23 protein-coding genes, 2 other RNA genes and 1 pseudogene are annotated in these 25,092 nt (G+C 67.6%); 12 read left to right on the top strand and 14 right to left on the bottom strand.

Annotated features, from left to right (window positions below; genetic code table 11):
- Positions 1-217: 217 nt before the first annotated feature.
- From RND78_RS02470 to RND78_RS02435, 9 genes and pseudogenes are all read right to left on the bottom strand, one after another.
- Positions 218-751: a cytochrome b gene (locus RND78_RS02470; RefSeq protein WP_312725772.1), complete on the bottom strand. Its 534-nt coding sequence runs from the start codon at positions 749-751 to the stop codon at positions 218-220.
- Positions 748-1,803 carry a catalase family peroxidase gene (locus tag RND78_RS02465; protein ID WP_312725769.1) on the bottom strand — a complete coding sequence of 352 codons (1,056 nt, stop codon included), beginning with the start codon at positions 1,801-1,803 and terminating at the stop codon, positions 748-750. Before RND78_RS02465 ends, RND78_RS02470 begins: the two co-directional genes overlap by 4 nt.
- 224 nt (positions 1,804-2,027) lie before the next feature.
- Positions 2,028-2,819: a methyl-accepting chemotaxis protein gene (locus RND78_RS28130; protein ID WP_409457010.1), complete on the bottom strand. Its 792-nt coding sequence runs from the start codon at positions 2,817-2,819 to the stop codon at positions 2,028-2,030.
- Positions 2,820-2,888: 69 nt separating this feature from the next.
- Positions 2,889-3,656, bottom strand: a pseudogene (locus RND78_RS28125) (MCP four helix bundle domain-containing protein); the annotation flags it as partial.
- Positions 3,657-3,784: 128 nt separating this feature from the next.
- A complete protein-coding gene (locus tag RND78_RS02455; RefSeq protein WP_312725765.1) occupies positions 3,785-4,408 on the bottom strand; it encodes a response regulator transcription factor in 624 nt (207 codons plus the stop codon).
- Complete coding sequence (locus RND78_RS02450) at positions 4,408-5,466, bottom strand: ATP-binding protein (RefSeq protein ID WP_312725763.1); 1,059 nt, start codon at positions 5,464-5,466, stop codon at positions 4,408-4,410. Before RND78_RS02450 ends, RND78_RS02455 begins: the two co-directional genes overlap by 1 nt.
- A gap of 39 nt (positions 5,467-5,505) precedes the next feature.
- A non-coding RNA gene (locus tag RND78_RS02445) (sX9 sRNA) lies at positions 5,506-5,576 on the bottom strand.
- A gap of 82 nt (positions 5,577-5,658) precedes the next feature.
- A complete protein-coding gene (locus RND78_RS02440; protein WP_312725761.1) occupies positions 5,659-6,966 on the bottom strand; it encodes a nitrate/sulfonate/bicarbonate ABC transporter ATP-binding protein in 1,308 nt (435 codons plus the stop codon).
- 187 nt (positions 6,967-7,153) lie between these two features.
- Complete coding sequence (locus RND78_RS02435) at positions 7,154-8,908, bottom strand: ABC transporter permease subunit (protein WP_312725758.1); 1,755 nt, start codon at positions 8,906-8,908, stop codon at positions 7,154-7,156.
- Between the two features lie 278 nt (positions 8,909-9,186).
- Here RND78_RS02435 and RND78_RS02430 point away from each other — a divergent pair, with 278 nt between their 5' ends.
- The 11 genes from RND78_RS02430 to RND78_RS02380 all read left to right on the top strand — a co-directional run bounded on the left by RND78_RS02430 (position 9,187) and on the right by RND78_RS02380 (position 19,657).
- Positions 9,187-10,188 (top strand): LacI family DNA-binding transcriptional regulator, encoded by a 1,002-nt coding sequence (locus tag RND78_RS02430; protein WP_312725757.1) that lies wholly within the window; start codon positions 9,187-9,189, stop codon positions 10,186-10,188.
- On the top strand, positions 10,185-11,198 hold the full coding sequence (locus RND78_RS02425; protein ID WP_312725754.1) for an ABC transporter substrate-binding protein: 1,014 nt from the start codon (positions 10,185-10,187) through the stop codon (positions 11,196-11,198). The genes RND78_RS02430 and RND78_RS02425 overlap by 4 nt, the downstream gene beginning before the upstream one ends.
- Before the next feature lies 1 nt (position 11,199).
- Entirely contained in the window at positions 11,200-12,057 is an 858-nt protein-coding gene (locus RND78_RS02420; protein ID WP_312725752.1) for an ABC transporter permease, read from the top strand.
- Entirely contained in the window at positions 12,054-12,848 is a 795-nt protein-coding gene (locus tag RND78_RS02415) for an ABC transporter permease (RefSeq protein ID WP_312725750.1), read from the top strand. The genes RND78_RS02420 and RND78_RS02415 overlap by 4 nt, the downstream gene beginning before the upstream one ends.
- The gene (locus tag RND78_RS02410; RefSeq protein ID WP_312725748.1) at positions 12,845-13,876 is read left to right on the top strand and encodes an ABC transporter ATP-binding protein; all 1,032 of its coding nucleotides are present in this window, start codon (positions 12,845-12,847) and stop codon (positions 13,874-13,876) included. The genes RND78_RS02415 and RND78_RS02410 overlap by 4 nt, the downstream gene beginning before the upstream one ends.
- Before the next feature lie 14 nt (positions 13,877-13,890).
- Positions 13,891-14,718 (top strand): phosphodiesterase, encoded by an 828-nt coding sequence (locus RND78_RS02405; RefSeq protein WP_312725745.1) that lies wholly within the window; start codon positions 13,891-13,893, stop codon positions 14,716-14,718.
- 187 nt (positions 14,719-14,905) lie between these two features.
- Positions 14,906-15,592: a GntR family transcriptional regulator gene (locus RND78_RS02400; protein WP_312725742.1), complete on the top strand. Its 687-nt coding sequence runs from the start codon at positions 14,906-14,908 to the stop codon at positions 15,590-15,592.
- A gap of 40 nt (positions 15,593-15,632) precedes the next feature.
- Positions 15,633-16,439, top strand: a complete 807-nt coding sequence (locus tag RND78_RS02395; RefSeq protein WP_312725739.1) for an ABC transporter substrate-binding protein — start codon at positions 15,633-15,635, stop codon at positions 16,437-16,439.
- 12 nt (positions 16,440-16,451) lie between these two features.
- Positions 16,452-17,219: an amino acid ABC transporter permease gene (locus tag RND78_RS02390; RefSeq protein WP_312725736.1), complete on the top strand. Its 768-nt coding sequence runs from the start codon at positions 16,452-16,454 to the stop codon at positions 17,217-17,219.
- 2 nt (positions 17,220-17,221) lie between these two features.
- Complete coding sequence (locus RND78_RS02385; protein WP_409457005.1) at positions 17,222-17,998, top strand: amino acid ABC transporter ATP-binding protein; 777 nt, start codon at positions 17,222-17,224, stop codon at positions 17,996-17,998.
- A 42-nt stretch (positions 17,999-18,040) separates the two neighbouring features.
- Positions 18,041-19,657: a gamma-glutamyltransferase family protein gene (locus tag RND78_RS02380; protein WP_312725732.1), complete on the top strand. Its 1,617-nt coding sequence runs from the start codon at positions 18,041-18,043 to the stop codon at positions 19,655-19,657.
- Positions 19,658-19,698: 41 nt separating this feature from the next.
- Here RND78_RS02380 and RND78_RS02375 read toward each other — a convergent pair whose 3' ends face one another.
- Positions 19,699-21,900 carry an OsmC domain/YcaO domain-containing protein gene (locus RND78_RS02375; protein WP_312725729.1) on the bottom strand — a complete coding sequence of 734 codons (2,202 nt, stop codon included), beginning with the start codon at positions 21,898-21,900 and terminating at the stop codon, positions 19,699-19,701.
- 110 nt (positions 21,901-22,010) lie between these two features.
- On the opposite strand from RND78_RS02375, the gene RND78_RS02370 reads away from it, so the two are divergent.
- Positions 22,011-22,086: non-coding RNA, sX9 sRNA (locus RND78_RS02370), on the top strand.
- Positions 22,087-22,132: 46 nt separating this feature from the next.
- On the opposite strand, the gene aroQ is transcribed toward RND78_RS02370, so the two are convergent.
- Genes aroQ through RND78_RS02350 form a run of 4 tightly spaced genes read right to left on the bottom strand, consistent with a single transcriptional unit; the run spans position 22,133 to position 25,090 of the window.
- Positions 22,133-22,579, bottom strand: coding sequence for a type II 3-dehydroquinate dehydratase (aroQ, locus tag RND78_RS02365; protein ID WP_312725726.1), 447 nt, complete (start codon positions 22,577-22,579; stop codon positions 22,133-22,135).
- Positions 22,580-22,587: 8 nt separating this feature from the next.
- Entirely contained in the window at positions 22,588-23,406 is an 819-nt protein-coding gene (aroE, locus tag RND78_RS02360; RefSeq protein ID WP_312725723.1) for a shikimate dehydrogenase, read from the bottom strand.
- Positions 23,403-24,635: a CoA transferase gene (locus tag RND78_RS02355; protein WP_312725720.1), complete on the bottom strand. Its 1,233-nt coding sequence runs from the start codon at positions 24,633-24,635 to the stop codon at positions 23,403-23,405. The genes aroE and RND78_RS02355 overlap by 4 nt, the downstream gene beginning before the upstream one ends.
- Positions 24,632-25,090, bottom strand: coding sequence for a MaoC family dehydratase (locus tag RND78_RS02350; protein ID WP_312725717.1), 459 nt, complete (start codon positions 25,088-25,090; stop codon positions 24,632-24,634). Before RND78_RS02350 ends, RND78_RS02355 begins: the two co-directional genes overlap by 4 nt.
- Positions 25,091-25,092: the final 2 nt, after the last annotated feature.

Below are 25,092 nucleotides of genomic sequence, written 5' to 3'. Positions count from 1 at the left end.
CCATCCGCAGCAGCTCGACCAATGGCTCGCCGGCGTGACCAGCCGCGATGGCAAGCCTGCCGCCGAGGTCGTCAAGGCTTCGCTGGCGAACTGACACCCGCCGCCTGCCCGCCTCGTGCCTGCAGGCCGAGGCCGCGGCTGAAAAGGACGGACAGGCGCCGTCCCTCTGCTCCAGGCGTCCGCCACCAGCCCAGGCCGTTAGCGGCGCCCCCTCGCCTCAGCGTCTCGACGCCATCGCCTCGAACACCCCGTCCTTGCGGATCAGGGCATGCATCAGGGCGGCGGCCACGTGGATGACGATAAGTGCAAAGAAGCCCAATGCCAGCGTCTTGTGCGCGGTCCAGAGCGCCGCGTGCAGGCTGTCGTTGGGTGGCAGGATGGCGGGCAGTTGCAGGCCAAGCACGACCACCGGGTAATCGGCAGCCGAGAGCATCCCCCAACCGATCAGCGGCAGCAGGATCATCAGCCCGTAGAACACCCAGTGCGAGGCTTTGGCCGCCAGCTTCATCGGCTCGGGCATGACCGCTGGTAGCGGCGGTGCGCCGTAGCGCAGGCGCACGACCAGGCGGATCAGGCCGAGGATCAGGATGAGGATGCCCAGTGGCTTGTGGATGGAGACCAGGGTCAGGTAGCGCGGCGCGACGGTGGAAACCATGCCGACGCCGATGAACAGCATGGCCAGGATGGCCACGGCCATGAGCCAGTGCAGACCGCGCTGCAGCGGCGTGAAGTGCGTATGGGACGTGCTCATCGCTTGGCCTCCTGGGCAGCCGTGTGCGGATAGGCGTCGGCTTCGGCGGTACGGCGGTTGAAGGACACCGAATAGGCGGCGGAGCGCGCCGCTGGGAAGGGATCGTCCGAGACCTGCAGACCGGGCGGGAGCACCGTGGGATCGAAGTTGAGGTCGCGACAGGGACCGTCGGGCTCAGGCTGGATGGCCTGGACCACCAGGGTGCCCGCCGTGACCTTGCGCCGGTCGTCCGGCCAGACCTGGCTCGGGTCCGCCGTGGGATCGCCGGCATTGGCCAGGGTGAGCTGTAGCGTCCAGCGCTGGGGCGCCGCCCCTACCCGCTGAGTCAGGTCGCTGGCGAGGAAGTCGGCACCCTTGGCCTTGAGTTCGTCCGCCGAGAGGGGTTGCACGGGCGCCGCAGGCAGGAAGGACCAACGCACCGCCTGGCGCTCGCCCTTGTCGTTCTCGAGGATGAAGCTGTTGAGGCTGTTGTAGCGCTCCTGCACATAGGAGGAAGTCCAGGGCGCCGTGGTGGCCCAGCCAAGGAAGTTCTTGAATTCGGGATGAGCGGCAATGAAATTCTTCATGGCAGCGGGATCGCTCTTGTTCGCCCCGGCCTGCAACAGGGCATAGAACGCCTGGGGCGTGGCGACCGGGAAGAAGGGTGCATCGATCATCGCCGAGCGCCATTCGCGGCCGTCCGGCGTAGCCACCCTCAGGCTGAGCCCACGCACCCGGGCGCTGGGATCGGCGGCGACCGGATCGGGCGTGGCCAGGTTGAAGCGCCCCACCACCGGGTAGGCACCCGCGGCGAACAGTTGAGCACGCGACAGACCGGCGGCAGCACCGTTGGACTCGAAGGTGCCGGTGAAACAGATGCCCTTGGCATGATTGCGGCGAAACCCGGGCACGGCGCCGGTAGGCGGCGCCAGGGTATCGACCAGCTTGGTCGGGGTGAGCCGCGCCGGCGTCAGCCAGCCGGCGGTATAGGCGAAGGCGCCTACCGCCACGACCACGACCCCACCGATGAGCAACCAGGAACCGAGATGAGATGAAGCGGACCGGCCAGCCATCGAGCCTCCCTAGAGCGCAGCACTGATAGGAAAGACCCTAGTGGATGAACGTGAATTGCGCTAAACGATGGCGGCCGCAGGCGACGAGCGGTAAAGGCTCATCCGCGCAGGCCAGCGCGCCCTGTTCCGGTTTCCCGAGCCCCCTGGTCTAGCTACAGCCCCGCCAACAGGCGGGCATCCCTGCCCTCTTCCACCGCTCGCGACCTGGCCGCGACACCCGCTCTTCAAGCCAGCTTGAAGCGCCGCACCAGCGTTTGCAGCTCCCCTGCCAGTTCCGACAGTTGCTCGCTGGCGCCCACCGTTTGCCGATTGCCATCGCTGCTCTGCACCGAAAGATCACGGATACTGATGAGGTTGCGATCCACCTCACGGGAGACGTGGGCCTGTTCTTCGGCAGCGGTGGCGATCTGCAGGTTGCGCTCGTCGATCAGGCGCACGGCCTGGAGGATGTCGCTCAGCGCCGCGCCGGCTTCCTGGGCCACGGCGTAGGTGGCCTGGGCCTGGTTGGTGCTGAGTTGCATGGAATCCAGGGCTTGGGCCGAGCCCTGCTGGATCGCCTGGATCATCTGTTCGATCTCGCGCGTCGAGGTCTGGGTGCGGTGCGCCAGGGCTCGCACCTCGTCGGCGACCACCGCGAAACCGCGGCCCTGCTCACCGGCCCGGGCGGCTTCGATGGCAGCGTTCAGCGCCAGCAGGTTGGTCTGCTCGGCGATGGCACCGATCACGCCCAGCACCTGGCTGATGTCCTGCGCCTGGCCGGCCAGTCCCTCGACCTGGACCGAGGTCGACTGCACCTGCTGACTGAGACGCTGCATGGCGTCCAGCGCCTGGCCGACCTTGGCGTTGCCGCTCTCCGCGGCGGCGCTGGATTCGCGCGCGGCCTGGGAGGTGGACGCCGCGTTGCGAGCCACCTCTTCCACCGCGGCGCTCATCTCGGTGACCGCCGTGGCGGCCTGGTCGATCTCGGCGTTCTGGTGGGACAGCGTGCGACTGGCGCCATCGGTCACGACCGTCATGGTCTGGGCCGTCTCGCTCAGGCGCTGGGACGAATGCGAGATGCCGTGCAGGGTAGCCTTGAGGTTGTCCTGCATCTGCGCCAGGGCGCGCATCAGGCCGGCGGCTTCATCGGCGCCGCTCGGATCGATCTTGCCGGTCAGTTCGCCTTGGGCGATGGCATTGGCCACGGCCAGGGAGTCGCCGATGGGCAGGGCCAGGCTGCGCGTCAGCCGCCAGGCCAGCAGCAGCGTCATCAGCACCGCCAGCGCCATGATGGCCAGGACGACGCCCACGCTGTGCTCATAGATGTCGGTGGCGGATTGACCGGCCAGGCGAGCGCCCTCGGCGTTGAACTCACGCAGCCGGGTGAGTTGCTCCTGATAGGCTTCCGCCCGGCCCCGCTGTTCGCCATTGGCCAGGCTGAGCGCCTGGTCGTGGTCGGTCCTGGCCAGGGTGACGACGCGATCCAGGCCATCGAGATAGTTCTTCATCTGCGCGGCAGCCTGCTCGAAACTGGCCCGCCCTTCAGCCGTCGTGATGAGATGTTCGCGATAGTAGTTCGTCCGCGCGTTCATCACGTCGCGATTCTGCTCGATCTGGCGGGTCGCCATGTTGATGGCGGCACTGTCTTCGGTGGCCAGCAGGCGGATGCTTTCCAAACGAGTGTGTAACAGCGCGACCTGGATATCGTCAGCCGTTTGCACGCTCGCCAACCACTTGGCCTCCATCGCCTGCTCGGTGGCGCGCAGGGCGCCGAGCTGGATCAGGGCGAAGACGCCCAAGAGGATCACGAACAGGGTGACCGCACCGAAACACAGGGTGGCGCGGGGAGCGATACGTAGCGAGCGAAGATTCACGGCGGACTCCTTGGATCGGCGAAAGCGATCCTCTAGAGCCCTTTAATCGACTTACTATTGTATTTCTTTAGCGCAATTCTGATTACCCTACAATGAGAGCGTCCCCCAGGTCTTCGCAGCGCAACGATCTAGACTCGCGCCCCCTCCAGCCGCTCCACCATCTTCACCAACTCCGCCAGCGAGCCGGCCTGCAGCTTGCGCATGATAGCGGCGCGGCGCACCTTGACGGTGATTTCGCTGACGCCTAGCTGGGCGGCGATCTGCTTGTTGAGCAGGCCGGTGACCACCCGTGCCAGCACCGCTCGTTCACCCTCGTTGAGGGTGTCGACCCGGGCCTGCAACTCCTGCAATTGCGCGCGCTGCGCATGGGCTTCGTGGGCCTTGCGCAAGGCCTGGTCGATGGCATCGAGCAGGTCCTGGTCGCGGAACGGCTTGGTGAGGAATTCCAGGGCGCCCTGCTTCATCGCCCGTACCGACATGGGGATGTCGCCGTGACCGGTGATGAAGATGATCGGCAGGGCCAGGCCCCGGCGCTGCAATTCCTGCTGCAGATCCAGGCCGTTCATGCCCGGCATGCGCACATCGAGCACCAGGCAGCCCGGGGCATCCAGCGTGGCCCGTTCGAGAAAGTCGGCCGCCGAAACGTAGCTGCGGGTGGAGAGACCTACCGAGGCCAGCAGGTCTTCCAGGGCGGCGCGCACCGAGGCGTCGTCGTCCACCAGGTGGACCAGGGTGGGCAAGGCGTTATCCATCAGGGTTCCTGATCCTTTGGCAGGCTGCAGTAGACACCCGTCCCCCCTTCCGGCAGCGAGGTGGCCCAGATGCGTCCGCCGTGAGCTTCGACGATGGAGCGGCTGAGCGCCAGCCCCAGGCCCATCCCCTGCGGCTTGGTGGTGTAGAAGGCCTCGAACATCTGCTCGCGGGCGACGGGGGTCAAGCCGCGACCGCTGTCCTCCACCCCCAGGCGGAGGGCGCCGGCCGTGTCCTGCGCCACCTTGACGACGATGCGCCGCGCCTCGGGCGGTACGCCTTCCAGGGCATCGAGGGCATTGAGCAGCAGATTGAGGATGACCTGCTGCAGCTGGCTCTGGTCCGCCAGCAACGGCGGCAGGCCCTCTTGCAGTTGCAGCTCCACCGCCACCTGACGCTGGGCCAGTTCGCCGCGAACGAAATCCAGCACCTGCTCCACGGTGTCGGCAACGTTGAGCCAATCCTTGGCCACCTCGGCCTGGCGCACCAGGCCACGCACCCGGGCGATCACGGCACTGGCGCGATGGGCGTCGTCGATGACCCGTTGCGCCGCCTGCACGGCGCGCTCCACCTGCGGCGGCTCATTGCTCAACCAGCGCTGGCAGGCGTTGCCGCTGGCGGCGATGGCGGTCAGCGGCTGGTTCACCTCATGGGCGATGGAGGCCGCCAGTTCGCCGAGCTGGCTCAGCCGACTGGCCTGGGCCAACCGCGTCCGGGCCGCGTCGGCGGCACGCTTGGCGGCATCCAGGCGCAGTGCCAGGGCGGCGACCGCGACGATGGCCATGAGACTGATGATGCAGTTGACCAATCCGGCATCCCGGTCGCCGCTGCGGGTGGCGGCATAGCTGCAGAGCACCAGCAGCGCGCAGCCCAGGGCGGTGACGGTGACGCCGCGGGTGGACAGGAAACCCGCGGCCAGCAGGACTACCACCACCTGGAAGACGCCGATGGCGATCTCCCGGTCGGTAAAGGTATCCAGCAGGGCGATGCCCAGCGCCAGGGCGCAGAGGCCCCCTAGCCGCAGCCAGTGGGTAGTGGTGGCGAAGGGTCGTCGATCCATGGCGAGTCTCTCGTTCGAAGTTGCGCGCCCTCATGGAGCGGCTAACAAAACGTAGCGAGCGGCTGTCAGACGGGTGCGCGCGGCGCGCAGGAACCGCACCGGGCTCGCGTACGAGTGTATGGTTGATACATGAGGATTCCGAGCACTGCACGCGCCCGTCTGGCGGACGCGCAGTAGTTTTGTTAGTCGCTCCTAGCCCGGATTCTCCAGGCTGAACATATCGGCCGCTTGATCATAGGCGAAGAGCTCGCCGTAGCGCCCCCATTGAATGGCGCTGCCCAGGGTGCGAGCGGCGTCGGCTTCGTCCATGAAGTCCTCCAGCTCGTCACGGAAGCGGCGTGCCGGCGCCGTGTGGCCCTGGCGATCATCCAGCACCCGGCGGATGTGGCCCACCAGTGGCACGCAGTTGAGCAGTTGTCGAGCGAACAGCTGCTTGCGCACGTCCACCCCCGCCTCGACGTAGGCGCGGCCGGCTGGCAGCAGGTGCAGGTCCCCGCCTTCGAGCACGGCCAGGCGCAGCAGTTGCAACACCTCGGCCAGGGGGAAGAGTTCGTCCAGCGCGTAGCCCAGGCCGCCGGCCAGTTCCGGCAGGTCGGCGCGGCCCCGGTAGGGCTCGGCGTGGACCGCTTCCAGCAGGCCCGCCAGGGCGTTGGTGGAGACGCTCGGCAGCAGCATGCCGAGGCCGCTGCCGGGGAACACGTTTTCGTGGGGCGTCGGCGTGGTCTCCCCAGTCATGCGCACGTAGATTTCCTCCACCAGTTCGCGGAAGGCCGGATCGTGCCGATTGCGCGGCTGCGGCAGGTCGATGCGGATCTCGCTGGCGACCCGGCCGGGGTTGCTGGAGAAGATCAGTACCCGGTCGCAGAGCAGCACGGCTTCGGCGATGTTGTGGGTGACCATGAGGATGGAGCGGATCGGCATGCGGCCCTCCACCCAGAGGTCCAGCAGGTCGGTGCGCAGGGTCTCGGCGGTGAGCACGTCCAGCGCCGAGAAGGGCTCGTCCATCAGCAGCACGTCCGGATGCACCACCAGGGCACGGGCCAGGCCGACGCGCTGGCGCATGCCGCCGGACAGTTCCTTGGGATAGGCACTCTCGAAGCCGTCCAGGCCGATCAGGTCGATGGCCGCCAGGGCCCGGCGCCGACGCTCCTCCAGCGGCACGTGCAGCGCCTCCAGGCCGATCTCGACGTTCTGCAGCACGGTCAGCCAGGGAAACAGGGCGAAACTCTGGAACACCATGCTGACGCGGGCGCGCTGGCCGTCGTCCTTGGGCGGGAAGTCGACGGTACCGCCGCTGGGGGTAAGCAGCCCGGCGATGGAACGCAGCAGGGTCGACTTGCCGGAGCCGGAGCGGCCCAGCAGGCCGACGATCTCGTTCTCGTGCAGGGTCAGGGAGACTTCGTCCAGCACGACCCGGGCCGGGCCACCGGCGTTGCCATAGAGCTGGCGGACGTTCTGGACGTCGATGAGGGGACGCTGGTTCAAGGTGTTCAGGTTCATGGCGTTTCTCCTCTGGAGCCTGTTTAAAGGCTAGCGAGCTAGAGACAGACAAGGCGGAAATGGCTGAGGAAGCGGACCGGGCTCGCGCTCGAGTTTACGAGCGGTAAATGAGCATTCCGACCGGGCTGGCGACCCAGGCCATTTCCAACGCAGTTCGGCCGACGCGCAGCAGCCTTTGAACAGGCTCTTAGTCGAGCCGTAGGCGCCGCTCGGCGTAGGCATACAGGGGCCGCCAGAGCAGCCGGTTGAATCCGAGTACGAAGACCGACATCACCACGATGCCCAGGGCCACCCGGGGAAAGTCCCCGGCGGTGGTCATCTGCGCGATGTAGGCGCCCAGGCCATGGGCCTGCAGGCGTTCGTTACCCCAGCTCACCACCTCGGCGACGATGCTGGCGTTCCAGGAGCCGCCGGCTGCGGTCAGGGCGCCGGTAACGTAGTAGGGAAAGATCGCCGGCAGGGCCAGTTGCCGCCACCACTGCCAGCGCTTGAGGCCGAACAGCCGGGCCGCCTCGCGCAGGTCGTTGGGCAGCACGCTGGCACCGGCGATGACGTTGAACAGGATGTACCACTGGGTGCCCAGCACCATCAGCGGCGACAGCCAGATGTCCGGATTGAGGTGGAAGCTGACGATGCCCACCACCGCCACCGGGAACAGCACGTTGGCCGGAAAGGCGGCCAGGAACTGGGCCACCGCCTGCAGGCGCTGGGACCAGCCCGGGCGCAGGCCGATCCAGACGCCGATGGGCACCCAGATCAGGCTGGCAACGGCGATCAGCAACAGCACCCGGACCATGGTGATCAGCCCCAGGCCGAACACCGAGACCACCTCGACCCAGTAGACGCCTTCGGCGATGAAGCGGAACAGTGCATAGACCCCATAGGGCAGCACCAGCAGCAGCAAGGCGTACCAGAGCACATCCAGCCCCCGCTGCAGCCAGGCACGACTCTGCGGCGCCAGCTGCCAGTGCGGCCAGCCAAGGCGGACCCGCGGGGTGGCGAGCTGGCTGCAGAAGCTACCGAAGCCGGCCAGCGCGCGGCCCAGGCGGGCCCGGCGGACCAGGTCGTAGACCCAGGAGCGCGGTACCTGCTGGCTGGCGGTCTGCTCGACACGGAAGCGATCGGCCCAGGCCACCACGGGGCGGAAGAACAGCTGGTCGTAGAGCAGGATCACCAGCCCCATGGCCAGCACCGCCCAACCGATGGCGGCGATGTCCTGCTTGGCGATGGCCAGCGCCAGCCAGGAACCGATGCCCGGCAGGTTGATGGTGTTGTCGCCGACGGTGATGGCTTCCGAGGCCACCACGAAGAACCAGCCGCCGGACATGGACATCATGGTGTTCCACACCAGGCCGGGGATGGCGAACGGCAGCTCCAGGCGGAAGAAGCGCCGCCAGGGGGACAGCCCGAACTGGCGGCTCACCGCCTGCAGATCCTCGGGCACGGTGCGCAGCGACTGGTAGAAGCCGAAGGCCATGTTCCAGGCCTGGCTGGTGAAGATGGCGAAGATGGCCGCGCACTCGGCACCCAGCTGGCGTCCCGGGAACAGGCCCAGGAAGAAGCTGACGGTGAAGGTCAGGAAGCCGAGGATGGGCACCGACTGCAGGATGTCGATGGCGGGCAGGATCAGCAGCTCCGCCTTGCGGCTCTTGGCGGCCAGGGTCGCGAAGACGAAGGTGAACAGCAGCGAGGCGCCCAGGGCGATGAACATGCGCAGGGTGGTGCGCAGGGCGTACTCGGGTAGCCGCGCCAGGTCCAGGGTCATGGGATCGGCGTCGAGCACGGCCAGGGGCGCGCGCATCTCGCTCACCCCGTGCCAGACCAGGGCCAGGGCGATGACGCCGAGCAGCACGCAGAGACCATCGGCCCAGAGGGAGGTCGGACGGTGCCGCGGCAGGCGCGGCGCCACGGCAGGGCTGTAGAGGCCAGGCAGCGTCTTCATGGCGTACCTCGTGAATGACGGGTCTAGGGAGAGCGGTGGGCCACCTGCCACACAGGTGCCAACCGCCGGCCTAATCTAGGTCCGCCGCCGCGTCCAAGCCATTGAAACGATGGATGTCTGGCTATACCAAGGTATATCCGGCCAGGTAGCTCCGTGCGGACCGCCGCCCGCGCCCTGAAGCCGGTGCCAGGGCAAAACCTTCATCTCACTGTCATCGTCCCGACATCTGACGCCGGCATTGTCTGCCCTCGATGAGATCGATCTCAAACGAGGCAGTCATGACCGATCTGAAACAGGTGGCGGAAGAGGCCGGGGTGTCCAGGGCCACGGCGGCACGGGCGTTTGCCAGTCCCGAACAGGTACGCGAGAGCACCCGCGAGCGGGTAATGGCCGCCGCGCGCGCACTCAATTTCCGGCCCAACCTGCTGGGCCGCCAGTTGCGCCAGCAGAGCACCCAGCTGATCGGCGTGGTGGTACCCAGCCTGCTCAACCCGGTGTTCGCCGAGCAGTTGCACGCCATGGAACGCACCGCCCGCGGCCAGGGCTATTCGCTGGTGGTCGCCACCACCGACTACCAGCCAGAACGCGAGGCGGCAGTGGTGGAAGAGCTGCTGCGCCAGCGCGTGGCCGGACTGGTGCTGACGGTGGCCGATGCCGACCGCAGCCAGGTGCTGGCCGAGCTGAGTCGCGAGCGTACGCCCTTCATCCTCGCCTATCACGAACCCCAGAGACCCTATGCGGCGGTGGCGGTGGACAACCGCCAGGGTATGGCCATGGCCACCGAGCACCTGCTCGGCCTGGGCCATAGGCGCATCGCCCTGGTCTCGGGACCGGCCCAGCAGTCGGATCGCGCCGAACGCCGCTTCGCCGGCTACTGCCAGGCCATGGCCGCCGCCGACCTGCCGACCCTGCCGCGCCTGGAGTTGGCCAGCCACATCGATGCCGACTGGGCGCAACTGGCCCCGTTGCTGGAACGCCATGCCCCGACCGCCCTGCTCTGCACCAATGACCTGCTGGCCATCAGCGTCATCGCCGAGCTGCAGCGCAATGGCTTACGCGTCCCCGACGAACTCTCGGTGGTGGGCTTCGATGGCATCGCCATGGGCGCCCGCCTCGAACCCAGCCTGTGCAGTGTCATGCAGCCCCTGCAGAGCCTCGGCGCCCTCCTCGTCACCGAACTGCTGGCGCTGATCGCCGGCAGTGCCATCCACCAGCAGTGCCTGCCCTGCCTCGTCCGTCCCGGCTCCAGTGCCGGTCCTCTGAAGGAGCCTTACCGATGAAATCCCGTTTCCCCTTGCGTCGCCTGCTGGCCGGCGTAGCCCTGGCCTGTGGCCTGGCCAGTGCCCAGGCCGCCGAAACCGCCATCTGCTACAACTGCCCGCTGGAATGGGCCGACTGGGGCGCCCAGCTCAAGGCCATCGCCGCCGACACCGGCATCGAGGTACCCCAGGACAACAAGAATTCCGGCCAGTCCCTGGCGCAACTGGTGGCCGAGCGCGAAGCCCCGGTGGCCGACGTCGTCTACTACGGGGTGACCTTCGGCATCCAGGCGGAAAAGGCCGGCGTGCTGGCCCCTTACCAACCCAAGCACTGGGACCAGGTACCCGCTGGCCTCAAGGACCCCCAGGGTGAATGGACCGCCATCCATTCCGGCACCCTCGGTTTCATGGTCAACACCCAGGCCCTGGGTGGCAAGCCGGTACCGCAGCGCTGGGCCGATCTGCTCAAGCCCGAGTACCGCGGCCTGGTGGGCTACCTGGATCCTTCCAGCGCCTTCGTCGGCTACGTCACCGCCGTGGCGCTCAACCAGGCACTGGGCGGTAGCCTCGATGACTTCGGGCCGGCCATGGCCTTCTTCAAGAAGCTGGCCGCCAACGATCCCATCGTGCCCAAGCAGACCGCCTATGCCCGCCTGCTGTCCGGCGAGATCCCGATCCTGATCGACTACGACTTCAACGCCTACCGTGCCCGCTACAAGGACAACGCCCCGGTGGCCTTCGTCATCCCCCAGGAAGGCAGCCTGACCGTGCCCTACACCATGAGCCTGGTGAAGGGCGCACCGCATCGCGCCAATGGCGAAAAGGTGCTGGACTTCGTGCTGTCGGACAAGGGCCAGGCGCTCTGGGCCCAGGCCTATCTGCGCCCGGTGCGGGATGTGCCGCTGCCGGACGAGGTCAAGGCGCGCTTCCTGCCCGCCGCCGACTACGCCCGCGCCGGCACCGTGGACTACGGCCACATGGCAGCGGTCCAGGAAGCCTTCGCCAAGCGCTACCAGGCCGAGGTGCGCTGAGATGCAGGGCCTCGCCGTTCCTCTCGGGCGCCCCCGGGTGCCGCGCCGGCTACCCTGGCCGGTGCTCGTCGCCCTGGCCCCGGCGAGCGCCTTTTTGCTGGCCTTCTGGCTGCTGCCGCTGGCCCAGCTGCTGGTACTCGGCGCCCGCCCGGACGCCGCCGGCAGCTCCGGCTACTGGCAGGTGCTGACCAGCGCCGGCTATCTGTCCGGACTGGCCCAGACGGTGGCCCTGGCCGCCGTCACCACCCTCGCCACCCTGCTGGTAGCCGGCATCGCCGGCTGCTTCCTGGCGCGCCATGCCTTCGCCGGGCGCAGCCTGCTGGTGGCGCTGCTGACCTTTCCGCTGGCCTTTCCCGGCGTGGTGGTGGGCTTCCTGATCATCCTGCTGGGCGGTCGCCAGGGCCTGTTCGCCGGTCTCGGGCGCAGCCTGTTCGACGCGCCCTGGGTGTTCGCCTATTCACTGTTCGGGCTGTTTCTCGGCTATCTCTATTTCTCCATTCCGCGGGTCATCCTCACGGTGATGGCGGCCTGCGAGACCCTCGACACCAGCCTGGAAGAAGCGGCCCGCTCCCTGGGCGCCGGCCTCTTCGCCGTGGTGCGCGATGTGCTGATCCCCGGGCTGACCCCGGCGCTGCTCTCCAGTGGCGCGCTGTGCTTCGCCACCGCCATGGGCGCCTTCGGCACCGCCTTCACCCTGGGCACGCGGCTGGCGGTGACGCCCATCGCCATCTACGACACCTTCACCAACTTCGCCAACTTCGGCGTGGCCGCGGCGCTCTCGGTGGTGCTCGGCCTCGTCACCTGGCTGGTCCTGTTGCTGGCGCGCCGCCTCGGCGGCGTCCAGGGAGACCTGCGATGAACCGCCCCCTGCGTTTCTGGCTGCAACTGCTGTTCACCCTGCTGGTAGCGGCCTTCCTGCTGGTACCGGTGCTGCTCTCGGTACTCGCGGGCCTCACCCGCAACTACTTCCAGGGCGTCGCCAGCGGCCTGACCCTCGACTGGGTGGTGCAGGTCTGGCAGGCCTATGCCCCCACCGTCTGGCTGTCGCTGCAACTGGCGCTGGGCACGGCGGCCCTCGCGGTAGTGCTCGGCGTACCGGCGGCCTATGCCTTGGTGCGGCTGGACAATCGTTTCGCCCGCGCCTTCGAAGAGCTATTGGTGCTCCCGGTAGCCATGCCCGGTTTCGCCTCGGCCCTGGCGCTACTGCTGACCTACGGCCACCTCGGCGGCTTTCGCCGCAGCCCGGCGATCATCCTGGTGGGCCACCTGCTGTTCACCCTGCCCTTCCTGATCCGCCCGGTGATGGCGGTGCTCAGGCGCAGCCAGTTGCCCCAGTTGGAAGAAGCCGCCGCCAGCCTGGGCGCCGGTCCCTGGCAGCGCTTCTTCGGCGTGGTGGTGCCCAATGCCCGCGCCGGCATCCTGGCCGGCAGCCTCATGGTGATCACCCTGTCGCTGGGTGAATTCAACCTCACCTGGATGCTGCATACGCCCCTGACCAAGACCCTGCCGGTGGGCCTGGCCGACAGCTACGCCTCGGCGCGGCTGGAGGTAGGCTCCGCCTACACCCTGATCTTCCTCTGTCTGATCGTGCCGCTGCTGGTCGCCCTCCAGGCCCTCAGCGCCCGCCTCTCCCGTGGAGCCCTGCGATGACCCAAGGTACCGCCGTCCGCCTGCGCCACTGCGCCAAGACCTTCCCCGGAGGCCGCCAGGTGCTGCAGCCCCTGGACCTCGACATCCACCCGGGCGAGACCCTGGTGTTCCTCGGGCCCTCCGGTTGCGGCAAGACCACCACCCTGCGCCTGATCGCCGGCCTGGAGCAGCCCGATGCGGGTGGCCAGGTGCTGTTCGACGACCGTGACGTCACCAGCCTGCCCATCGAGCGGCGCGACGTCGGCATGGTGTTCCAGAACTACGCCCTGTTCCCCAACCTGGACGTGGCCGGCAACATCGCCTACGGCCTGAAGATCCGTGGCCTGCCGCGCGCCGAGCGAGACGCCCGGGTCGCCGAACTGCTGGCCATGATGCAGCTCGAGGCCCTGGCCGAGCGGCGCATCCAGCAACTCTCCGGCGGCCAGCGCCAACGCGTGGCCCTGGCCCGGGCGCTGGCGCCACGCCCCCGGGTGCTGCTGTTCGACGAGCCCCTGGCCGCCCTGGACGCCCAGTTGCGCGAGCAACTGCGCGCCGACATCGGCGCCCTGCTGCGCGAACTGGGCACCACCGCGGTCTACGTCACCCACGACCAGCAGGAAGCCCTGGCCCTGGGCGACCGCATCGTGGTGATGGGCGAAGGCCGCATCGCCCAGATCGGCTCCCCGACGCAGATCTACCAGAGACCGGCCAGTCGCTTCGTCGCCGGGTTCGTCGGCCAGCTCAACAGCTTCGAAGTCCGCGCCCACGGCGCTAGCGAGGTGGCGGTCGCCGGTGGCCTCCTGCCCTGGACCGGTCCCGCCGGCACCCTGTTCTGTCGCCCGGAGCACCTGGAGCCCAGCGCTACACCCGCGCACCTCACCGGCGTGCTGGTCGGGCAGTTCTTCCAGGGCGCCCATTCGCGGCTGCTGGTGGAGGTGGGTGCCGGCCAGCCACTGCTGGTGGACACCGCCCAGAACGTCGGGGCGCAGCCGGGCGATCTGCTGCACCTGAGCGTCCGCCCCAACGCCCTCTTCACCCTGGCTTCTTGATTCGGAGACACCCCATGCACGCGCCTTTCCTGCTGGCCCAGCTCAGCGACCTGCACATCAAGGCCGGCGGCCGGCTGTCCTACGGGGTGGTCGATACCCTGGGTGCCCTGCGCACCGCGGTGGACCGCCTCAACGCTCTGCAACCGCGCCCCGACGCCCTGGTCATCACCGGCGATCTGGTGGACTTCGGCACCCCCGGGGAGTACGCCACCCTGCGCGAGGTGCTGGCCGAGCTGACCATGCCCTTCTTCGTCATCCCCGGCAATCACGATGACCGCGCCGCCCTGCGCGCCGCCTTCGCCGACCACCCCTATCTGCCGCCCCAGGGCCCCCTGGACTGGCAACAGGACTGCGGCCCGCTGCGGCTGATCGGGCTGGACACCCATATTCCCGGCGAGCACGGCGGCCGGCTCGATGCGGCGCAACTGGCCTGGCTCGACGACCAACTCAGCCGCGCGCCCCAGCAGCCGACCCTGGTGCTGCTGCACCATCCGCCCTTCCCGGTCGGCATCGGCCACATGGACCGCATCGGCCTCCAAGGCGGCGCCGAACTGGAAGCGGTGGTCCGCCGCCATCCCCAGGTGGAGCGACTGCTCTGCGGCCACCTGCACCGGCTGATCCAGCGGCGCTTCGGCGGCACCCTGGCCTGCGTCTGCCCGGGCGTCTCGCACCAGGTCGAGCTGGACCTGCGCGAGGCGGCACCGTCGCGCTTCCGCCTGGAGCCGGCGGGTCTGTTGCTGCATCGCTGGGCCGATGAGGCGCTGGTCACCCACCACCTGCCCCTGGGCGACTATCCCGGGCCTTATCCCTTCTTCGCTGCCGACGGCCAGTTGCTGGACTGAACCGCTCTGCAACGCCCTGTTATGGGTAACTACTGTCACGAATTGCGCTCTTTTCGCTCCAAGACAGTGCAATTCGTAACACCCCTTTCCAACGACAGCCGCCTTCCCTCCCGTCATCCCTGGCTTCCGGATTCTGGCACGACCCTTGCCGTGTCAGATTGGATACAAAAATCCAGGAAGCCAAATCATGCCGCTCTCTGCCCTGTCCCGTTCGCTGCCGCTCAGCGCTGAAGAAGAGGCCTATCGCCATCTGTTGCAGGCCATCTGCGCCGGCCGCTATCGCAACGGCGACCGGCTGATCGCCGAGGACATCGCGACGACCCTGGGCATGAGCCGCATGCCGGTACGTAGCGCTTTCCAGCGCCTGGCGGCCGAGGGCCTGGTGACCTTGCGGCCGCACCGCGGCGCCGTGGTCAGCGGGCTGGATCTGGAGGCCATGCGCGAGGTGTTCGAGATGCGCAGCGTCCTCGAAGGACTGGCGATCCGCCTGGCCACGCCCCATGTCGGCCCGCGGGAGATGACCCGCCTGGAGCGGCTGCTGGAGGATATGGACGAGGAACAAGACCCCGCTGCGTGGCTGGCGCAGCACCGCGCCTTCCACGAATACCTCTGCAGCCTGGCCGGTCGACCGCGACTGCTGCGCCAGATCATCGGGCTGTACGCTCTGATCGAGCCGCACATGCTGCTCTGGCTGCATTCCGACCGCCCGCTGTCGGCGCGTGACGAGCACGCGCCCATCCTCGCCGCCCTGTATTCGGGCGACGCCGCCGAGGCGGAGCGAGTGCTGCGCACCCACATCGAAGACACGGTGCCCGACCTCTTGAGTTTCATCGAACGATCGGGCGACCAGACCCGAACCCAGCCCCTCCGCTGAGCTATCCCATCTGCCCACCCTAGTCCTTCCGGAGAACACCATGATCCGTCAACGGCTTTCCTGCAGTTTGCTCGCCCTGACCCTCGTCGCCGGCTTCACCCAGGCCGCCCCGCAGATCCCCGAGCGCCTGGCCAAGGCCTCCAAGATCACCTATTGCGGCGCCCTGGATACCCCACCCATCGGCTTCTTCGATGAAGCCCAGAAGCCCAAGGGCCTCACCGTCGACCTCGGTGCCGAGATCGCCAAGCGCCTCGGCGATAAGCAGGTCGACTGGCGCGTGGTGCCCTTCTCCGGCCTGATCCCGGCGCTGCTGGCCGGCCAGTGCGATCTGCTGATCGACCAGCTGTTCGACAAGCCCGAGCGCCGCCAGGTGATCGACATCGTCAACTACATGTATTCCAGCCAGGCGGTGGTGGTCCCCGCCGGCAACCCGGGCGGCGTCCACACCCTGGACGACCTCAGCGGCAGGAAGGTGGCGGTGCTCAACGGCTCCACCATCCGCACCCTGCTCGAAGCACATAGCGAAGAGCTGAAGAAAGCCGGCAAGGCGCCCCTGAAGCTGGTGGCCTACAACACCGACACCGACGCCTTCCAGGCCCTGCGCCTGCGCCAGGCCGACGCCTATGGCACCACCGTGGAAACCGCCGCCTACTACCAGGGCGTGGCACCCGGCCAGTTCGAGACCGGCGTACCGGCCTTCGCCCGTATCCTCACCGGCATCGGCGTGCGCAAGGACGATACCCAGCTCAGCACCGCCCTCACCCAGATCCTCGCCGACATGAAGGCCGATGGCAGCTACGCCACCCTCATGGCGAAGTGGCACCTGGAAGGCGACAAGCTCGATTAAGGGAAGACCACGATGAACTTCAGCTGGGATGTGTTCTGGCAGTACCTGCTGCACCCGAGCGACGTCTACCTCTACGGCCTCGGCCTGACCTGCGTCATCGCCGTCGGCGCCATGCTGCTGGGCTGCGTGCTTGGCCTGCTGGCGGCGCTGGCACGGCTGTCGCGCTACCGGGCGCTGCAATACCCGGTGCGCTTCTATGTCTGGCTGATGCGCGGCACGCCGCTCCTGGTGCAGATCGTCTTCCTCTACACGGCCCTGGCGGCCGGCGGCATCTTTCGCTTCGAGGACCTGGACCTGGGGTTCCTGGTGATCCCCGGTAACGTCCAGGCGGCGATCATCGCCCTGGCGCTGAACGAGGGCGCCTACATGGCCGAGATCATCCGCGCCGGCATCGGTGCGGTGGATCGCGGCCAGTACGAGGCGGCCCGCTCCCTGGGCATGACCCCGGCCAAGCTGATGCGCCGCATCGTGCTGCCCCAGGCCCTGCGGGTGATCATTCCGCCGCTGGGCAACGAGTTCAACGTGATGCTCAAGAACACCACGCTGGTCAGCGTCATCGGGGTGCAGGAGCTGTTGCTCAGCACCCAGATGATCACCTCGGCGACCTTCCGCGTCTTCGAGCTGTACCTGGTGGTAGCCATCTACTTCCTGGTGCTGACCACCCTCTGGGGCTTCTTCCAGAGTTGGCTGGAGCGCCGCTTCGGCAAGTCCGACGGCCCGCGGCCCACGGCCACGGGGCGCCTGTTCAGCCTGCAAGGCTTCAAGCTAAGGGGACGCTGATCATGACCAAGCTGCAAGATCCCATCATCCAGGCGGAGGCGGTCTACAAGGCCTTCGGCGAACTGGAGATCCTCAAGGGCGTGTCCCTGAACGTCCAGCGGGGTGAAGTGGTGGTGCTGATCGGCGCCTCCGGCTCGGGCAAGACCACCTTCATCCGCTGCCTCAACCACCTGGAGGACATCCAGGGCGGCACCATCCGCGTCAATGGCGAGCTGATGGGCTTTCGCGAGCGCGCCAACGGCTCCCGAGTGCGGGATTCCGAGCGCAACATCGCCCGCCGCCGTCGTGACATCGGCATGGTGTTCCAACGCTTCAATCTCTTTCCGCACATGATGGTGTTGGAAAACATCATCGAAGCGCCCATCCAGGTACTCGGCGTGGCCCGCGCCGCCGCCGTGGAGCAGGCCCGCGCCCTGCTCGCCCGGGTGCGACTGTCCGATAAGGCCGACCATTACCCGGTCCAGCTCTCCGGCGGCCAGCAGCAACGCGTCGCCATCGCTCGCGCCCTAGCCATGAAGCCCCAGGCCATGCTGTTCGACGAACCCACCAGCGCCCTCGACCCGGAAACCGTGGGCGAGGTGCTGCAGGTGATGAAGGAGCTGGCCGAGGACGGCATGACCATGGTGGTGGTGACCCACGAGATGGGCTTCGCCCGCGAGGTGGCCGACCGCGTGGTGGTGCTGCACCAGGGCGAGCTGATCGAGGAAGGCCCGCCCGCCCAGGTGTTCGGCAATCCCACTCATCCGCGCACCCGCGAATTCCTCAGTCGCGTGCTCTGAGCCGAAGCGCACCGATACCCGATTGAAAACGAAGAGCCTGCCATGCTGAATTTCTCCGCCCACGACTACCCCTACGCCTCCCAACGCCAGAGCGTCTTCGCGCGCAATGGCATGGTCGCCACCTCCCAGCCGCTGGCCGCGGAAGCCGGCATCGCCATGCTGCGCCAGGGCGGCAACGCCATAGACGCGGCCATCGCCACCGCGGCCGCCCTCACCGTGGTGGAACCCACCGGCTGCGCCATCGGCGGCGACGCCTTTGCCCTGGTCTGGGTCAAAGACCGGTTGCACGGGCTGGATGCCAGCGGCCACGCCCCGGCCAGCCTGGACATCGCCACGGTGAAGGCCGCCGGCCACGAACGCATGCCGGTGCACGGTTGGCTGCCGGTGACGGTGCCGGGCTGCCCGGCGGCCTGGGCCGAACTGTCGCGTCGTTTCGGCAAGCTGCCCTTCGCCACCCTGTTCGAACCCGCCATCGCCCTGGCTCGCGACGGCTTCCCGGTATCGCCGGTGGTCGCCCACCAGTGGCGCATCGCCCAGGCCGAGTACCAGGCCAGCCGGGACAAGGCACCGGAACTGGCGGCCTGGTTCGACACCTTCCTCGTCGACGGTAACGCACCCGTCGCCGGCCAGCTGTTCCGCAACCCGGCCCAGGCGCGCACCCTGGAGGAACTGGCGCAGACCCAGTGCGAGAGCTTCTATCGCGGCGCCCTTGCCCAGCGCCTGGCCGACCATGCCGCCGCCAGCGGCGGTCAGCTGAGCGCGGCGGACCTGGCCGGCTACCAGCCGCGCTGGGTGGAGCCGATCAAGGTCGACTACCGTGGCTATCAGGTGTGGGAGATCCCGCCGAGCGGCCAGGGCCTGATCGCCCTCATGACCCTGAACATCCTCAAGGGCTACGACTTCGACCAGCGTGACAGCCAGCTCACCTGGCACCGCCAGCTGGAGGCCATGAAGAAGGCCTACGCCGACGGCCTGCACTACATCACCGATCCCGAGCACATGAGAGTCGCCGCCAGCGCCCTGCTGGACGATGCCTACGCCGACCGCCGTCGCGCCGAGATCACCGACCAGGCCCAGGCGCCGCTGCATGGCGATCCCCAGGCCAGCGGTACCGTCTACATCGCCACCGCCGATGGCGAGGGCAACATGGTCTCCTTCATCCAGAGCGCCTACCACGGCTTCGGCTCCGGCGTGGTCCTGCCCGACAGCGGCATCGGCCTGCAGAACCGCGGTTCGGAATTCAGCCTGGATGCCGGGCATTCCAACGCCCTGGTGCCGGGCAAGCAGACCTTCCACACCATCATCCCGGGCTTCCTGACCCAGGGCGACGTGCCCATCGGCCCCTTCGGCGTCATGGGTGGCTACATGCAGCCCCAGGGTCATGTGCAGATGGTGATGAACCTGGTGGACTTCGGCCTCAACCCCCAGGCGGCGCTGGACGCCCCGCGCTGGCAGTGGCTGGGCGATCTGAAGGTCGGCATCGAGCAGGCGGCGTCCCGCGCCCTGGCCAGCGGCCTGGCCCGGCGCGGCCACCAGATCGAGATCGCCCACGACTCCACCGACTTCGGCCGCGGCCAGATCATCGTCCGCGACCCCGAGACCGGCGTGCTCTGCGGCGGCACCGAGCCGCGGGCGGATTCCCATATCGCGGTCTGCTGACCACTGGATAAGCCCCGCCCAGATGCGGGCGGGGCTGTACGTCAGAGCGCGATTCCAGCCGCCTTGGCCCGGGCGGCGTGCAGCTTGCGATAGCTGTCGAGTAGCCGCAGGTGCTTGTCGATCCCCTCCAGCTTGAGGCTGGTGGGCGTCAGGCCATGGAAGCGTATCTCGCCGGAGACCGAACCCAGGGCGGCGTCCAGCCGCTCGCTACCGAACATCCGGCGGAAGTTCACCTCGAAGTCGGCTAGTTCCAGCTCGTCGTCCATTTCCACTTCCAGCACCGCATTGAGCGCCTGGTAGAACAGGCCGCGCTCCACGGTGTTGTCGTTGAACTGCAGGAAGGTCTCCACCTCCTCCTTGGCCTCTTCGACTTGCTGCAGCGCCAGGTGGATCAGCAGCTTCAACTCCAGCACGGTCAGTTGCCCCCAGATGGTGTTCTCGTCGAACTCCACGCCGATCAGGGTGGCGATGCGGGTGTAGTCGTCCACCTGGGTATCGTCCAGGCGTTCCAACAGGGATTCCAGGGCCGCATCGTCCAGGCGGTGCAGGTTGAGGATGTCCTCGCGCACCGCCAGGGCCTTGTTGGTGTTGTCCCAGATCAGGTCCTCGACCGGATAGATCTCCGAATAGCCGGGTACCAGGATGCGGCAGGCCGGTGCGCCCAGCTCCTCGTACACCGCCATGTAGGCCTCCAGGTCCCGCTCGGCGAGGATGCCGAACAGGGTGGCGGCTTCCTGGGCGGTGGCGTCTTCTCCCTCACTGGAAAAGTCCCAGTCGACGAAGTCATGATCGGCCTTGGCGCTGAAGAAGCGCCAGGAGACCAGGCCGCTGGAATCGATGAAGTGTTCGACGAAGTTGTTCGGCTCCATCAGCGCCTGGCTTTCGAAGGTCGGCTGCGGCAGGTCGTTGAGGCCCTCGAAGCTGCGGCCCTGCAGCAGCTCGGTAAGGCTGCGCTCCAGGGCGATCTCCAGCCGTGGGTGGGCACCGAAGGACGCGAACACCCCGCCGGTGCGCGGATTCATCAGGGTCACGCACATCACCGGGAATTCACCGCCCAGGGAAGCATCCTTGACCAGCACCGGGAAACCCTGGGCTTCCAGGCCGCGGATACCCTCGACGATGGCGGGATAGCGTGCCAGCACCGCTTCGGGCACGTCCGGCAGCGCCAGCTCGCCTTCGAGGATCTCGCGCTTCACCGCTCGCTCGAAGATCTCCGACAGGCACTGCACCTGGGCTTCGGCCAGGGTATTGCCGGCGCTCATGCCGTTGCTGAGGTAGAGGTTCTCGATCAGGTTCGAGGGGAAGTACACCACCTCGCCATCGGACTGGCGCACGAAGGGCAGCGCGCAGATGCCACGCGCCGGGTTGCCGGAGTTGGTGTCGTACAGGTGCGAGGCACGCAACTCGCCTTCCGGGTCGTAGATCTTGCGGCAATGGCGGTCGAGGATTTCCCGGGGCAGCGCATCCTTGGGCCCGGGCTGGAACCAGCGCTCCGCCGGATGGTGGACGAAGGCGGCATTGCCGATGGCCTCGCCCCAGTACTGGTCGTTGTAGAAGAAGTTGCAGTTGAGCCGCTCGATGAATTCGCCCAGCGCCGAGGCCAGGGCCGCTTCCTTGGTCGCGCCCTTGCCATTGGTGAAGCACAGCGCCGACTGCACATCGCGCAGGTGCAACGACCAGACGTTGGGCACGATGTTGCGCCAGGAAGCGATCTCCACCTTCATACCCAGCTCGGCGAGGATGCCGGAGAGCTTGGCGATGGTCTCTTCCAGCGGCCGGTCCTTGCCGGGGATGTAGGTCTGGCTGCCGGTGTCGCTAGGCAGCAGCAGCGCCTGGGCATCGGCGTCCAGGCTTTCCACCGCCTCGATGATGAAGTCTGGACCAGCCTGCACCGCCTTCTTCACCGTGCAACGGTCGATGGATCTCAAGATGCCCTGGCGGTCCTTGTCGGAGAGATCGGCGGGCAGCTCGACCTGGACCTTGAAGGTCTGCTTGTAGCGATTCTCCGGGTCGACGATGTTGCTCTGCGCCAGGCGAATGTTGTCGGTGGGGATGTCGCGGGTCTGGCAGTAGAGCTTGACGAAATAGGCCGCGCAGAGCGCCGAGGACGCCAGGAAATAGTCGAAGGGCCCCGGGGCCGAGCCATCGCCCTTGTAGCGGATGGGCTGATCGGCGATCACCGAGAAGTCGTCGAACTTGGCCTCGAGCCTCAGGTTGTCGAGAAAATTGACCTTGATTTCCATGTACAGCGTTCCGGACGGCAGACTAATTGGCCGCCATTATCCCGGCTAAGAGCAGCTAACAAAACTACTGCGCGTCCGCCAGACGGGCGCGTGCAGTGCTCGGAATCCTCATGTACCACTCGTACACTCCGGTTCCTGCGCGCCGCGCGCGCCCGCCTGACAGCCGCTCGCGACGTTTTGTTAGCCGCTCTTCGAGCCGCCAGGGATACGCACCTCGTCGTCGCGGGTGCGACTAGCCCTGCTGGCGAGTCGCCGTGCTGACCACCGCGCGCAGGCCCAGCAGGTAGCTGTCCACCCCGAAGCCGGCGATCTGCCCCAGCACGATTTCGGCGAACACCGAGTGGTGGCGGAAGCTCTCCCGCGCATGGATGTTGGACATGTGCAGCTCCACCACCGGCACGGTGAGGATCGCCAGGGCGTCGCGGATGCCATAGCTGTAGTGGGTCCAGGCCCCCGCGTTGATCAGCACCCCGGCGACGCCCTCTTCGAACCCGAGGTGGATTCGCTCGACGATATCCCCTTCGTGATTGCTCTGGAAACTCTCCACCTCGACGCCGAGTTCAGCGCCCAGGGCCGCCAGGGTGGCGTCGATCTCGGCCAGGGTCACGGTGCCGTACTGCACCGGATCGCGCTTGCCGAACATGTTGTGGTTGATACCGTGCAGCATCAGGATCTTCATGGGTCCACTCAGGTCAGGGGGATGGTCAGCCGGTCGATGACCGGCCGGGTCTCGGGGCGCACGCCGCGCCACCAGGCGAAGGCTTCCGCAGCCTGTTCCACCAGCATGCCCACGCCATCGGCCAACTGCGCCACGCCTTGCTCCTGCGCCAGGTGCAGGAAGGGCGTCAGCCCCTTGCCATAGGCCAGCTCGTAGGCCAGCGCCGCCCGGGCGAAGACGCCCTCCGGTACCGGCGGCAATTCGCCGACCAGGCTGGCCGAGGTGGCGTTGATCACCAGGTCGAAGCGCTCCCCCACCAACGCCTCGTAGCTGCGCACGCTGAGCAGCGGATGATCGATCTCCTGGGCAAGCCCTGCGGCCTTCTGCCCATCGCGATTGACCATCACCAGCGCCTCCGGCCCGGCCGCGAGGAAGGGCAATAGCGCCCCGCGCACCGCACCGCCCGCGCCCAGCAGCAGTACGCGCTTGCCAGCCAGGGGCTGGCCGAGGTTGACCTCGATGTCGCGCAGCAGGCCGATGCCGTCGAAGTTCTCCGCCAGCACCCGCTCACCCTCGAACTTCAGCGCATTGGCCGCCTTGGCCAGGCGCGCCCGCTCGCTGGGCTCGGTGGCCAGCTGGAAGGCCTGCAGCTTGAAGGGCGCCGTGATGTTTAGGCCCCGCCCGCCCTGGGTGCGAAAACGTTGCACGTCACCGGCGAAATCCTCCAGCGAGCCTTCGATGGCGCCGTATTCCAGCTCCTGCCCGGTGGTGCTGGCGAACAGGCCATGGATGAGGGGCGACTTGGTGTGATTGATCGGGCGGCCGATCACCGCGTAGTGGTCGGTCATGCGGAGGGCTCCTGGCTGAACAGCACGCCGTCGGCCTGCAGCCGGGCGATGTCTGCCGCGCTATAGCCCAGGCTCTGGGCCACGGCGGCGTTGTGTTCACCGAGATCCGGCGCCACCTGGTTGATGGTGGTGTCGCACTCGGAAAAGCGGAACGGCAGATTGGGCATCCGCAGGGTACCGAAGCGCGGATGCTGCTGCTCCTGGATCATGCCGCGCGCCTTGATCTGCGGATCCTCGATCACCTCGTCGATGCGCTGCACCTTGGCGCAGGGCACATCGATCTCGTCGAGCAGCGCCAGCAGCCGCGCGACGGGATTGGCCGCCACCCAGGCCTTGACGATGGGCAGGATGGCTTCGCGGTGGGCGTTGCGGCCGGTGGAAGTGTGGAAGCGAACATCGCTGCCGAAACCCGGCTTGCCCGCATCCCGTTCCACCAGCGCGGCGAAGCGCTTCCAGGAGTCGTCCACCTGGGCGGCGATCACCAGGTCGCCGTCCTGGGCGCGGAACACCCCATAGAGGGTCGAGGTGGGCATGTCGTGGCCGGTCTGCTGCGGCAGGATCTCGCCGCCGGACAGGGTGTAGCACTGCACGGCGTACTCGTGCATGGACACCAGGGTGTCGTACAGCGCCATGTCGATGTGCTGGCCACGGCCACTGTTGACCCGGCCGAGCAGCGCCGCGTTGATGGCGGCCACCGCATGGGCGCCGGTGTACATGTCGCCCAGGGAGATGCGCAGCAGCGGCGGCGCCTCGCCCGGGGTGCCGACCATCTGCATGATGCCGCTCTTGGCCTCGGCGATCAGCCCGAAGCCGGCGCGATGGGCGTCGGGGCCGGTATGGCCGTAGGCGGAAATCGAGCAGTACACCAGCCGCGGATTGCGCGCGGACAGCTCCGCGTAGCCCAGCCCCAGCTTGTCCAGGGCGCCGGGGCGGTAGTTCTCGATGAAGACGTCGGCGCTGTCGCACAGCTGCTGCATGAAGGCCTTGCCGCGCGGGTCCTTCATGTTGACGCTGACGCCCTGCTTGCCCATGTTGAGTTGCAGGAAATAGCCGCTCTGCTGGTCATCCAGGACGAAGGCGTGCTGGCGACCGGCATCGCCGCTGCCGGGTCGTTCCACCTTGATCACCTCGGCGCCCAGCGCCGCCAGGCAGCGTCCCACGTAGGGGCCGGCGAGGAAGTGGCTGTAGTCGATGACCCTTAGGCCTTGCAGGGGCAGTGGCTGGCTCATACGGCGCCCTCCCGCCGCGGCACCATCAGCCGGTGCTCGCCGCGCTGGACGACCTCGCCCTTCTGGTTGATCAGCTCGGACGGCAACACTACGATGCCCCAGCCCGGCTTGCTCTTGCTCGGACGCATGGCGCCGACGCGCAGCTTCACGTGCAGCTCGTCGCCAACCCGAATCGGCAGCAGGAAATCCCAGGTCCAGCCCAGCGACATCCCCGGCAGGAAGCGATAGTCGCACTGGGTCTTCAGCCCATCGGCGATGGACAACCCCATCAGGCCATGGGCGACCAGGCCGCCGAAGTGACTGGCGTTGGCATAGTCCTCGTCGACGTGGACCGGCGTGTGGTCGCCGGTGAGGTCGGCATAGGCCAGGATGCGTTCCTTGGTGACCTGGTAGCTCGGCGTGATCGCCTCGTCGCCCTCGCGGGCGTCCTCGAAGTATTTTTCTTGTAGGGTCATGG

The sequence above is a fragment of the Pseudomonas oryzihabitans genome (assembly GCF_032027545.1).
GTDB classification, from domain to species: Bacteria; Pseudomonadota; Gammaproteobacteria; order Pseudomonadales; family Pseudomonadaceae; genus Chryseomonas; species Chryseomonas oryzihabitans_F.
This window is presented reverse-complemented; position numbering and strand designations above follow the sequence as displayed.